Source organism: Hominiventricola filiformis, from assembly GCF_020686965.1.
GTDB classification, from domain to species: Bacteria; Bacillota; Clostridia; order Lachnospirales; family Lachnospiraceae; genus Hominiventricola; species Hominiventricola filiformis.
In genome coordinates, this window is the sequence record NZ_JAJEPS010000012.1 from 82,660 (window position 1) to 94,088 (window position 11,429).

The following is an 11,429-nucleotide window of genomic DNA, read 5'->3' on the forward strand; positions in this document are numbered from 1 at the left end:
GAATACACGATAGGTGATGGAAGATGAAGAAGTCTGAAATTCGTATCGTCATAGTAGATGACGAACCGATTATCAGAATGGACTTAAGAGAAATTCTGGAATCGAAGGGCTATCAGGTCGTCGGCGAAGCAGCTGATGGATTTGATGCTGTAGAACTCTGCAGAACGCATGTACCAGATCTGGTACTGCTGGATATTAAAATGCCGTTGATGGACGGTCTGTCTGCTGCTCAGATTATTCATGAGCAGGGACTTGCCGGTTCTATTGTATTTCTGACGGCATATAGTGACAGTTCCTATATTGAAGGGGCTAAGACAAGTGGAGTCAGTGGCTATCTGGTAAAACCGGTGGATGAAAAGGCACTGGTTCCCTGTATCGAACTTGCCATGGCAAGAAGCAGTGAGATTAAAACACTGAAGACAGATGTTGAGAAGGCGAATGAACGGCTGGAAACACGGAAAGTAGTGGAAAAAGCCAAAGGATATCTTATGGAGACTAATCATGTGACGGAAGAAGAAGCATATGAATATATCCGTAAGATGAGCAAAATCAAAAATGTGTCCATGAAACGGATTGCTGAGATCATTCTGATGAAATGCGGGAGATAACAGGATATGATGACGATTCGGGAACTTTGCGAGAAACATACCAGCCTTACATCAGCAGATATTGAAAAAATAGAAAATATGGCAAGAACAATTCCGTATCTTGCGAATCTGGAGGATGCAGATATTTTTATTGACTGTCTCCTGCCATCCGGAGATGCTATTGTAGTAGCGGAGGCCAATCCAAAAGACAGTCCTTCTTCCTATGAAAAAAGTGTGGTGGGCATGATTGCCTATCAGCAGAATGAACCGGCTGTTGCAAGAACCTTTAAGGTTGGTGTGGCAACGAAACATATGAAGGCGCTGACCCAGGAAAATACGAGAGTGATTCAGTCCGTAGAACCGATCAGTAATGGAACAGAGATTATCGGTGTACTGATCCGGGAAAAGAGGATTGAGGAACAGTACAGCGGTCAAAGTGCGCTGCATTTGTCTCATGAAAACTATGAATCTATGGCACAGGCAATAACCAGTAAAAAAGGATCCTGGCTGGCAGAATGCATTGATGAAGCCTTACTTATTATAGACCGTAAAGGTCTGGTCTGCTCTGCCAATGATGTGGCATGCAGATTGTATCGGCGTCTCGGATATGTGGGAGAACTGATTGGCCAAAGATATGAAAACGTTCAGCTGGTAGTTCCGCAGTATGGAATATCTGACGAAGCAGTGACAGAAGCATCCGTTGGTAAAAATTATTTTATTATCCGTCATGTAAAACTGGAAACAGCAGATCTTTCCTGTGCAGTAATTATCAGGGATGAAACAGCGGAAAAGCAGCGTGAGCAGGAACTGGTTCTGAAATCAGTGGCAATCCAGGAGATGCATCATCGCGTGAAAAATAATCTTCAGACGATTGCATCGTTGTTAAGACTGCAAATCAGAAGAAGCGAAAATCCGGAAACGATACAGGTATTGCGGGAGACTATGAGCAGAATTCTGTCTATTTCGGCCACCCATGAACTGCTTGCAAGAAACGGCGTGGATCAGGTGAAAATTGGCGAGGTGCTCAGGCAAATCCGCAGCAATGTGCTGCAGAGCTTTGAACATTCTGAAGTGGATATTGAGATTTCAATGGAATCAGGAGACTTTGAAACAGATTCAGAGATTGCGGCATCAGTAGCCATGGTGGTTAATGAACTTCTTCAGAACAGTATGAAATATGCATTTGAAGGCAAAGAAAAAGGTTTGATAGAGATCCTTGTAAAAAAAGGAGAGCTCTATTCGAATATCACGGTACGCGATGATGGCATCGGATTTGATGCGGATATCAGCAGACCGAATCATCTGGGATGGGGAATCGTGCGTTCACTGATAAAGGATAAGCTTCATGGAACCATCCATGTAGAGTCCGGAGAGCAGGGAAGTGTAGTGACCTTTGATTTCTTAAACCAGAATGTGGATACACTGGAACTATAAAAATGCCGGAGGTTCTAAAAAAGAATGAAAGAAACAATTACAAGTGTAGGCATTGATATTGGTACCTCCACGACACAGTTGATTTTCAGCCGGCTGACCATTGAAAATCTGGCCAGCAGCTATACGGTTCCGAGAATCAGTATTGTGGACAAAGAAGTGATCTACCGCAGTCATATTTATTTTACACCGCTGAAATCTCAGCAGGAGATTGATGTGGAAGCAGTGCGGAAGATTGTAAAAGAAGAATATGAGAAAGCCGGTATGACGCCGGATATGCTCCAGACTGGAGCGGTCATCATTACCGGTGAGACTGCCAGAAAGCAGAATGCCAATCTGGTGCTGGAAATGTTAAGTGACATGGCGGGAGATTTCGTTGTGGCAACGGCGGGACCGGATCTGGAATCCGTGCTTTCCGGTAAAGGGGCCGGTGCAGACCGGATTTCAGAAGAAGAACGTATTTGTGTGGCAAATGTAGATATCGGAGGCGGTACCAGCAACATTGCATCCTTTTATAAAGGACAGGTTATGGGTACGTCCTGCCTGGATATTGGAGGACGGCTGATCAAAGTAGAAAATGGAAAGATCAGCTATATTTTCCATAAAACCGCGGAACTGGCATCTCATATGGGAATCTCCATCAAGGTGGGAGATCCTGCAGATCCGGAAAAACTTCGAAAAATCTGTGACCGGATGGCAGATGAACTGGCGCAGGCACTGTATCTGAAGGATGCGGATGCCGAGCATGCCGGACTTTATACCAATGACGGTAAACGGCTGCCGGATAATCATAAGATTGATGCCGTGACATTTTCCGGAGGAGTTGCAGATTGTATCTATCATCCGGAAGGAAAAGAGACATTTCAGTACGGAGACATCGGAGTGCTCCTTGGAAGGGCCATTCTCGATCATCCTGCATTTAAGAATATACGCTGGTTTACCGCAGCAGAGACGATCAGAGCGACCGTGGTAGGTGCGGGAACCCATACCACCAGTGTTAGCGGCAGCACCATTTCCTATGCAAAGGATAAGCTGCCGGTTAAAAATATCCCGGTCTTAAGAATTGGATCGGATGATGAAGCTGATTTGGAAGCATTTGCTTCTTCAATCATACAACAACTCCCTCTGTACCATTCGGAGGGAAAACTGGAACAGATAGCCATCTCTTTTGAAGGCCGGCATTACGTAAGTTTCCTGGAAATCCAGGCCCTTGCAGCCGCCATCATCAAGGGGGCAAGGGAAATTATTGACAGTGAGTTCCCACTGATCCTGGTAGTGGAAAATGATATCGGAAAAGTTCTGGGAAATGCCCTTAACGTGGCGCTTCACAGAGAAAAACCAGTTGTGTGCATTGATGGAATTCATGCACAGGGCGGGGATTATATCGATATCGGAGAACCACTGGCCAACGGAAGAGTTGTTCCGGTCGTAACAAAAACTTTAATTTTCAATACTTAAAAGGAGGAGAGAGATTGATATTAAAGACAACGCTTTTTGGTCATACTTATGAATTCAAATCTGTCAGAGAAGTTATGGCCAAGGCAAACGAAGAAAAGTCCGGCGATAAGCTGGCAGGCATTGCTGCAGAGACCGCAGAGGAGCGTGTAGCTGCCAAAGTTGTACTTTCTAATCTGACACTGGAGAATTTAAGAGAGAATCCTGCCGTTCCCTACGAAGAGGATGAAGTAACAAGAATTATCCAGGATGGAGTCAACGAATCTATTTACAACAGCATCAAGGGCTGGACCGTTGCACAGCTCCGCGAGTGGATCCTCGATACAGAGACCACCGGAGACATGATCAAACGTGTATCCAGAGGTCTGACCAGTGAGATGGTAGCTGGTGTTGCCAAACTGATGGGCAACCTGGACCTGATCTACGGAGCAAAGAAAATTCACAACCCGACCCATTGTAATACTACTCTGGGACTGCCGGGAACCTTCTCATCCCGTCTGCAGCCGAACCATACCACTGATGATCCGAAGGGTATCATGGCTTCCGTTATGGAAGGTCTTTCCTACGGCTGTGGTGATGCCGTTATTGGTCTGAACCCGGTAGACGACTCTGTAGAGAGTGTTGCAAGAATCTTAAAGAGCTTTGATGAGTTCAAAAATAAATGGGAAGTTCCGACCCAGATCTGTGTACTGGCTCATGTAACGACCCAGACAGAAGCAGCTGATAAGCTGAATGCACCGATCGACCTGATGTTCCAGTCTATCGCTGGTTCTCAGAAGGGTAATGAAGCATTTGGTCTGAACGCACAGATGCTGCAGGACGGCCGTGAAATGATGTTGAAGAAAGGTACCTCTACCGGACCGAACGTCATGTACTTCGAGACAGGACAGGGTTCCGAGCTTTCTTCTGAGGCTCACAATGGCTGGGATCAGGTAACTATGGAAGCAAGATGCTATGGTTTTGCAAAGAAATATGATCCGTTTATTGTAAATACGGTTGTTGGATTTATCGGACCGGAGTATCTCTATGACTCCAAGCAGGTAACCCGTGCAGGTCTTGAGGATCATTTTATGGGTAAACTTTCAGGACTTCCGATGGGCTGTGACTGCTGCTACACGAATCATATGAAAGCAGACCAGAACGATATTGAGAATCTGTCCATGCTTCTTGCCGCAGCAGGCTGTACCTATATCATGGGTGTACCGGAAGGTGATGACTGTATGCTGATGTACCAGTGTACCGGATATCATGAGGCGGCAGCTCTCCGTGAAATTCTGGGACTTCGTCCGACAAAAGAATTTGACGCATGGCTTGAAAAGATGGGATTCTCTAAAGATGGAAAGCTGACACCGCTTGCAGGTGATGCATCTGTATTTTTAGCAAAATAGAAAGGAGGCAGAAACAACAATGAACGATAATGAATTAAGAGCAATTATTGAACAGGTACTTACAGAGATGAATGTAAGCGGTACCGCATCTGCCTCAGCAGATGGAAATGCAGTAAAAACTGCAGTTGTCAATGCAGTGAAAAATGCCGGCTGTGAGCAGGCAGGAGTGGAGGAAGGATGCCTTCCGGATATCACTCAGATTGACATTAAGAAACAGTATCTGGTAGAACATCCGCAGAACGGAGAGGCTTACCTTGATCTCAAACAGTACGCTCCGTGCCGTCTTGGTATCGGCAAAGCAGGTGCCCGTTATAAGACTCTTCCGAATCTGGAGTTCCGTGCAGCTCATTCTGCAGCACAGGATGCAGTTTTCAATGATGTTGATCAGGAGTTTATCGATAAGATGGGACTCTTCACCGTACAGACCCAGTGCGAGAGCAAAGATGTATATCTGACCCGTCCGGATCTGGGAAGAAAATTGAACGACGAAGCTGTAAAAACTATTAAGGAAAAATGCAAAATGCATCCGACCGTACAGATCTATGTATCTGACGGATTAAGCTCTGCAGCAGTTGCTGCCAATGTGGCAGACGTTCTACCGGGTATTATGCAGGGACTGGAGAGCTATGGTATTGATACAGGAACCCCGTTCTTCGTAAAATATGGCCGTGTAGGTGTTATGGATCAGGTATCCGAACTGACCGGAGCAGAGGTGACCTGCGTACTGATTGGTGAGAGACCGGGTCTGATTACTGCAGAGTCCATGTCCGCATATATTGCATACAAAGCAACGGTTGGAATGCCGGAGGCAAGAAGAACCGTTGTATCCAATATTCACAGAGCAGGAACCAATCCTGCAGAGGCCGGAGCTCATATCGCAGAGATCATCAAGATCATGCTGGAGAAGAAGGCAAGTGGAACTGATCTGAAGCTGTAAGGAGGAAACAAAAAATGAAGAGAGATCCGTTAAAGGCAAGTGTCCTTGCCACAAAGATCATCCCGAATGTCAGCCCTGATCTTGCAAAAGAGCTGAATCTGGGACCGGATATGAAATCATTAGCGCTTATTACTGCTGACAGCGATGACGTGACTTACACAGCGCTTGATGAAGCAACCAAGAAGGCAGATGTAACCGTTGTTTATGCAAAAAGCTTTTACGGCGGCGCTGCCAATGCAAATACGAAGCTTGCCGGTGAGATCATCGGTATCCTGGCTGGTCCGAATCCGGCAGAGGTAAAGAGTGGCCTTGAGGCAGCAGTTGATGTGATCGAGAACCAGGCACATTTCGTATCTGCAAATGAAGATGACAGTATCTGCTATTATGCACACTGCATTTCCAGAACCGGTTCTTACCTTTCCGAAGGTGCCGGAATCAAAGAGGGAGAGGCGCTTGCATATCTGATCGCACCGCCGTTGGAAGCTATGTACGGTGTGGATGCAGCTCTTAAAGCAGCAGATGTAAAAATGTGTGTTTTGTATGCACCGCCTTCAGAGACCAACTTTGGCGGCGCTCTGCTGACCGGAAGTCAGTCTGCATGCAAATCTGCATGTGATGCTTTTGCAGCAGCAGTTGAGTTTGTAGCAGACAATCCAATTGCATAATTCGATAACGGAGGTATGCAATGAAAGCATTAGGGCTGATTGAAGTCCGGGGAATGGTTCCGGCAGTGGAAGCACTGGACAGTGCTTTAAAAGCTGCCAATGTGAACCGTCTTGATGTAGTGAAAGTCGGCGGCGGTCTGGTCAGTGTACTGATTGAGGGCGACGTGGGAGCTGTCCGTGCAGCTGTGGATGCTGCACAGGCAGCGGCAGAAAAGATTGGAACCGTGATCTCCACACACGTGATTCCCAGACCGGCAGAGGATGTGACACAGATGATCACGCCGAACCCTGATCCGCAGCCGATCATAAGTGAGCAGCTGGAAGACAATCATGATGAGACAGCAGAAGCTGAGCAGCCGGAAGACAGCAGTGAAGTGACCGAAGAAGTAAAAGAAGAACCGGCTGAGCAGAAGAAGGGAAAGCTTGCTTACATCCCGGATGTAGAAGAAATGAAAGCCATGACCGTAGACAAACTGCGTGCCCTGGCCCGTAAACTTGAAATTACAAATATGACCCGCAAGGAGATCCGTTTTGCAAACAAGACGGAACTCATTGAACGAATTTTGGAGTTTCTTGAAAAGGAGAACAAGTAATGCAGTTATATGACAAAGACCTTTTGTCGGTACAGGAAGTGCGTGACCTGGTAGAGAAAGCGAAAGCTGCTCAGCAGGAACTGGCACAGAAATCCCAGGCTGAGGTAGATGCTATTGTGGCTTCTATCGCTAAAGCAGGTGTTCGCAATGCAGAGCGCCTTGCACAGATGGCTAATGAGGATACCGGATTCGGTAAAGTTGCCGACAAAGTAATCAAAAATATTTTCGGAAGCCAGATGGTATATGAGCATATCAAAGATATGAAGACCATTGGTATTCTGGACCGCGATGAGGCTAACAAAACCTACACCATCGCAGCACCGGTAGGAGTCATCGCAGGACTGATCCCGTCCACCAACCCGACCTCCACCGCATTTTATAAATCAGAGATTTCCATCAAAGCTGGAAATGCCATTGTATTTTCACCGCATCCGAGTGCACTGCGAAGCATCAGCGAGGCAATCAAAGTAATTCGTCAGGCAATTGCAGAGGCGGGAGGCAATGAAAATCTGGTAAGCTGCATCAGCCTTCCGACCATGCAGGCTACGGATAATCTGATGAAACATCCGGATGTAGCCCTGATCCTGGCAACCGGCGGAAGCGCTATGGTACGTGCTGCTTATTCTTCCGGAACACCGGCCATCGGTGTAGGACCTGGAAATGGTCCGGCTTATATCGAGAAGACTGCTGATCTGCCGCTGGCAGTGAAGAGAATCATGGATTCCAAGACCTTCGATTATGGAACCATCTGTGCATCAGAGCAGTCTGTGGTATGCGATGATGACATGGCAGAGGCAGTACAGAAAGAAATGGAGAAACAGGGAGCTTACTTCTTAACAGATGAAGAGCGCCTGAAACTTGGAAAATACATCCTGCGTGCAAATGGAACCATGAATCCGGCTATCGTAGGAAAATCCCCGCAGGTGATTGGTGAACTGGCAGGTATCAACGTACCTGCAAGTGCAAAAGTCATTGTAGCAAAAGAAGACGGAATCGGAAAAGGACATCCTTATTCTAACGAAAAGCTGGCTCCGATCCTGGCATTCTATACGGCACCGGATTATAAGGCAATCGCAAAACTTTGTGATGAGATTCTTCGTTACGAAGGTGCAGGACATACGTTCAGTATGCACACCAAAGATGACAGAATGGTCGAGTATTTCGCAGAGAGAATGCCGGCTTCCCGTATCATCATTAATTCCCCGAGTGCCCTTGGAGGTATCGGAGCATCTACGGCACTGATGCCGGCTCTGACCCTTGGCTGTGGTGCCATCGGCGGAAGTGCAACATCTGAGAATGTAGGACCGATGAACCTTCTGAACCTGAAGCACGTAGCCTACGGACTTCGTGAAATGGAAGAGATCCGTGGTGCAGCTGCAAAAGAGCAGAACTGCTGTGGCGCAGAGAAAAAAGTAAGTGCTGATAAAGTAGACGAGATCGTAGCAGAGATTATCGCAAGAATTCAGTCAGCGAAATAAAAAACAATAAATATCAAAATTTACAATTATCCAGGAGGAAATGAATTATGGCAGCAATGCAGGCATTAGGAATGATCGAAACAAAAGGACTTGTAGCATCTATCGAGGCAGCAGATGCAATGGTAAAGGCAGCAAATGTAACTCTGATTGGTAAAGAGCATGTAGGCGGCGGACTGGTAACCGTTATGGTTCGCGGTGATGTAGGAGCAGTAAAAGCATCTGTAGATGCCGGTGCAGCTGCAGCAGAGCGTGTTGGTGAGCTGGTAAGCATCCACGTAATTCCGAGACCGCATGATGAGGTTGAGGGAATCCTTCCGAAGTTAGGCTAATTTTAGAGCCCAAGAAGCGATTTTGCGAATAGGCTTTGAATAGGCATATCTAACGGTGGTAAGGAGGTGACACAGTGAAGGTAATTACAGAAGCAGCCCTGAGACTGGAACTGAAATGTGAAGAGCCGGAGGTTTATGTGATTCCTGAAGGATCGTTATTATCTCCGGCAGCCAGAGAGTATCTGTCTCAGAGAAAGATTAAGATCAGAAAAGCCGGTGAAGTGGAAAAACAGAAACCGGAAAAAGAGGTCAAGGTCGTTGCAACTGAACTGCCCGAACTGCCTCCTGTGGAAGTGCCGAAGGATACGGAACTGAAACCGAAATACACAGATTATGCCACAGGCGCATTTTATATGAAAAAGCCGGAGCATATGACTCAGCTGTATGGCAATGTCCTGGTTAATAAGGACAATCCGCGGATTTATTTCCGCGGAAAGCTGGACAGCCTGCAGGCACAGGTAGTCTTTGCACAGGCTATGATGGCGTCTCTCGGAGAAAATCAAAAGATCATTGATGACCTTAATGATGTATTGAGAAGTCTCAGGGAAATGATGCGCTGTGACGTACTTGATGAGGCATTTCACAATGAGACCATCATCGGTCTTACCCATGAGGAACTGCGTGCACATTCCCACAATCCCATGAAGTATTATAAGATCAAGGCAATGGTACTGCCGGATTATTCCATGGGAGTGGAGTATGCATTGTTAAATCAGATCCGCACCGCTATCCGGGAAACGGAAGTGGCAGCGGCAGGTGCATACAAAGAAGGCAATCAGTATACACATGGGGACATCATTGAAGAGTTAAACCGACTGTCAAGTGCACTGCATATTATGATGTGTAAATATCTGGCAGGTGACTATCAGCAGGGAGGAAGACCATAAATGGAAGAAATTGTTCGCCAGGTTATGGCGGCTGTAGAAAAATCGGGACTGGTGGAGATTGAAGTATCTGCCCGTCACGTGCATCTGACCCAGTCTGATTTTGAAATTATTTTCGGAAAAGGAAAGACCATGACTCCGAAACGAGACCTTTCCCAGCCGGGACAGTATCTGGCTGCGGAGAGAGTGGATATCATCGGACCGAAGAGAAAGATGACGAATGTAGCAGTATTAGGCCCGGTCCGCAAGGACACACAGGTGGAGCTTTCCAGAAGTGACTGTATTGCTCTGGGTGTAAAAGCGCCGCTTCGTGAGTCTGGTGACGTAGCAGGATCTGGTCAGATCAGAATTGAAGGACCGTGCGGAGCCATTGATATTCCGCAGGGCGTGATTGTTGCACACAAGCACATCCATGTACCGACGGAGATGGCAGAGAAACTGGGACTTCATGACAAACAAAGAGTCAGCGTAGAAGCAATTACAGAACGCCCGGTTGTGTTTAAGGATGTAATCATCAGAGTTAGTGACAATTTCCGTTTTCGGATGCACGTGGACTTTGATGAGGCAAATGGCGCTGATATAAGCGGATTTACGCTTGGAAAGATTATCAGGTAGACGACCATGGATTATGAACTTCTGATACAGAGAGTAATGGAAGAGGTCCGGAAACGGCTGGCTGAGGAAGAAGCGAAAAAGGCCGTTTGCGGCAAAAAAGAAGAGTGTACTACAGCGGAAGAAGTAAAACGTGTTGCACTCAACAAGAAATTTATTATGGAGAAGGATGTTCGTGCCGCTAAAGAGCAGGGGGCAGGTGCCGTTGAAATTCCGGGAACTTCTAAGATCACGGATTTGGCAAAAGAGTATGCCCATGAGCATGGACTTCTTCTGATCATCGACGGTAAAACAGATAAGGCGCGGAGGTAACGTATGAAAGTTGGTAAGGTAATCGGAAATATATGGGCAACCAGGAAAGAGGACAAACTGGCCGGTCTGAAACTCATGATTGTTCAGCCCGTGAGCCTTACCACAGGGGAAGCATACGGAACACCGCTGGTGGCATCCGATGTGATTGGTGCCGGTGTTGGAGAGCGGGTTCTCTATGTCAATGGAAGCTCAGCGAGAACCGCTTCCGGCGGACCGGACATTCCGGTAGACGCAGCCATCGTCGGCATTGTGGATGACCACGAGATTCTGGAATAAACAAAAAGATGGAGGAAGCAAGTGTTTCAGGAATTAATTGACAACATTACGAATGTAGGCGTCTTTACAGAGAGCCTGGGTGAGTGGGCATCCACTCTTTCTATTAACAAAGTCATTATCTTTATTATGATGATTTTCATGATTGTAGGAGCAATTGATAAGATTCGCGGCAACAAGTTAGGCTATGGCGAGCAGTTTGATGAGGGATTTAATGCCATGGGTCCCCTGGCAGCAGCCATGGCCGGTGTTGTAGCAGCCGCTCCGGTACTTGCAATCATTTTGAAACCGATCATTGTTCCGATCTATACCCTGCTGGGCGCTGACCCATCCATGTTTGCGACCACACTTCTGGCATGCGATATGGGTGGATATCCGTTGGCAATGCAGATGGCAGGAAGCGAAGCTGTTGGTAACTTCTCAGGTCTGATCCTGGGAACCATGATGGGACCGACCATCGTATTTACCATCCCGGTTGCACTGTC

14 protein-coding genes are annotated in these 11,429 nt (G+C 46.9%); all 14 read left to right on the forward strand.

Annotated elements, in window-relative coordinates; translation table 11 throughout:
• Positions 1 to 23: 23 nt before the first annotated feature.
• Entirely contained in the window at positions 24 to 608 is a 585-nt protein-coding gene (locus LKD36_RS12230) for an ANTAR domain-containing response regulator (RefSeq protein WP_118771597.1), read from the forward strand.
• 6 nt (positions 609 to 614) lie between these two features.
• Positions 615 to 2,021 carry a sensor histidine kinase gene (locus LKD36_RS12235; RefSeq protein ID WP_118771598.1) on the forward strand — a complete coding sequence of 469 codons (1,407 nt, stop codon included), beginning with the start codon at positions 615 to 617 and terminating at the stop codon, positions 2,019 to 2,021.
• 24 nt (positions 2,022 to 2,045) lie between these two features.
• Positions 2,046 to 3,476, forward strand: coding sequence for an ethanolamine ammonia-lyase reactivating factor EutA (eutA, locus tag LKD36_RS12240; RefSeq protein WP_118771599.1), 1,431 nt, complete (start codon positions 2,046 to 2,048; stop codon positions 3,474 to 3,476).
• A 14-nt stretch (positions 3,477 to 3,490) separates the two neighbouring features.
• A complete protein-coding gene (locus tag LKD36_RS12245) occupies positions 3,491 to 4,861 on the forward strand; it encodes an ethanolamine ammonia-lyase subunit EutB (protein ID WP_118771600.1) in 1,371 nt (456 codons plus the stop codon).
• A gap of 19 nt (positions 4,862 to 4,880) precedes the next feature.
• Complete coding sequence (gene eutC, locus LKD36_RS12250; RefSeq protein WP_118771601.1) at positions 4,881 to 5,798, forward strand: ethanolamine ammonia-lyase subunit EutC; 918 nt, start codon at positions 4,881 to 4,883, stop codon at positions 5,796 to 5,798.
• Positions 5,799 to 5,812: 14 nt separating this feature from the next.
• Positions 5,813 to 6,463 carry an ethanolamine utilization microcompartment protein EutL gene (eutL, locus tag LKD36_RS12255; protein ID WP_118771602.1) on the forward strand — a complete coding sequence of 217 codons (651 nt, stop codon included), beginning with the start codon at positions 5,813 to 5,815 and terminating at the stop codon, positions 6,461 to 6,463.
• Positions 6,464 to 6,483: 20 nt separating this feature from the next.
• Positions 6,484 to 7,056 (forward strand): BMC domain-containing protein, encoded by a 573-nt coding sequence (locus tag LKD36_RS12260; RefSeq protein ID WP_118771603.1) that lies wholly within the window; start codon positions 6,484 to 6,486, stop codon positions 7,054 to 7,056.
• A complete protein-coding gene (locus LKD36_RS12265) occupies positions 7,056 to 8,534 on the forward strand; it encodes an acetaldehyde dehydrogenase (acetylating) (protein ID WP_118771604.1) in 1,479 nt (492 codons plus the stop codon). Before LKD36_RS12260 ends, LKD36_RS12265 begins: the two co-directional genes overlap by 1 nt.
• Before the next feature lie 47 nt (positions 8,535 to 8,581).
• The gene (locus tag LKD36_RS12270; RefSeq protein ID WP_118771605.1) at positions 8,582 to 8,863 is read left to right on the forward strand and encodes a BMC domain-containing protein; all 282 of its coding nucleotides are present in this window, start codon (positions 8,582 to 8,584) and stop codon (positions 8,861 to 8,863) included.
• 74 nt (positions 8,864 to 8,937) lie between these two features.
• Entirely contained in the window at positions 8,938 to 9,750 is an 813-nt protein-coding gene (locus LKD36_RS12275) for an ATP-binding protein (RefSeq protein ID WP_118771606.1), read from the forward strand.
• Positions 9,751 to 10,362 (forward strand): PduL/EutD family phosphate acyltransferase, encoded by a 612-nt coding sequence (locus LKD36_RS12280; protein WP_308459743.1) that lies wholly within the window; start codon positions 9,751 to 9,753, stop codon positions 10,360 to 10,362.
• A 6-nt stretch (positions 10,363 to 10,368) separates the two neighbouring features.
• Positions 10,369 to 10,671 carry a hypothetical protein gene (locus LKD36_RS12285; RefSeq protein ID WP_118771608.1) on the forward strand — a complete coding sequence of 101 codons (303 nt, stop codon included), beginning with the start codon at positions 10,369 to 10,371 and terminating at the stop codon, positions 10,669 to 10,671.
• Between the two features lie 3 nt (positions 10,672 to 10,674).
• The gene (locus LKD36_RS12290) at positions 10,675 to 10,947 is read left to right on the forward strand and encodes a EutN/CcmL family microcompartment protein (RefSeq protein ID WP_118771609.1); all 273 of its coding nucleotides are present in this window, start codon (positions 10,675 to 10,677) and stop codon (positions 10,945 to 10,947) included.
• A 21-nt stretch (positions 10,948 to 10,968) separates the two neighbouring features.
• The coding region (eutH, locus tag LKD36_RS12295; RefSeq protein ID WP_308459744.1) for an ethanolamine utilization protein EutH at positions 10,969 to 11,429 on the forward strand (461 nt) is incomplete at its 3' end.

What these genes read in the sequence shown, in the direction of transcription:
- LKD36_RS12265 (WP_118771604.1), top strand. Translation starts at nt 7,056, where the DNA reads ATGCAGTTATATGACAAAGACCTTTTGTCGGTACAGGAAGTGCGTGAC.
- eutC (WP_118771601.1), top strand. Translation starts at nt 4,881, where the DNA reads ATGAACGATAATGAATTAAGAGCAATTATTGAACAGGTACTTACAGAG.
- eutA (WP_118771599.1), top strand. Translation starts at nt 2,046, where the DNA reads ATGAAAGAAACAATTACAAGTGTAGGCATTGATATTGGTACCTCCACG.
- LKD36_RS12235 (WP_118771598.1), top strand. Translation starts at nt 615, where the DNA reads ATGATGACGATTCGGGAACTTTGCGAGAAACATACCAGCCTTACATCA.
- eutL (WP_118771602.1), top strand. Translation starts at nt 5,813, where the DNA reads ATGAAGAGAGATCCGTTAAAGGCAAGTGTCCTTGCCACAAAGATCATC.
- LKD36_RS12285 (WP_118771608.1), top strand. Translation starts at nt 10,369, where the DNA reads ATGGATTATGAACTTCTGATACAGAGAGTAATGGAAGAGGTCCGGAAA.
- LKD36_RS12270 (WP_118771605.1), top strand. Translation starts at nt 8,582, where the DNA reads ATGGCAGCAATGCAGGCATTAGGAATGATCGAAACAAAAGGACTTGTA.
- LKD36_RS12280 (WP_308459743.1), top strand. Translation starts at nt 9,751, where the DNA reads ATGGAAGAAATTGTTCGCCAGGTTATGGCGGCTGTAGAAAAATCGGGA.
- LKD36_RS12290 (WP_118771609.1), top strand. Translation starts at nt 10,675, where the DNA reads ATGAAAGTTGGTAAGGTAATCGGAAATATATGGGCAACCAGGAAAGAG.
- LKD36_RS12230 (WP_118771597.1), top strand. Translation starts at nt 24, where the DNA reads ATGAAGAAGTCTGAAATTCGTATCGTCATAGTAGATGACGAACCGATT.
- LKD36_RS12260 (WP_118771603.1), top strand. Translation starts at nt 6,484, where the DNA reads ATGAAAGCATTAGGGCTGATTGAAGTCCGGGGAATGGTTCCGGCAGTG.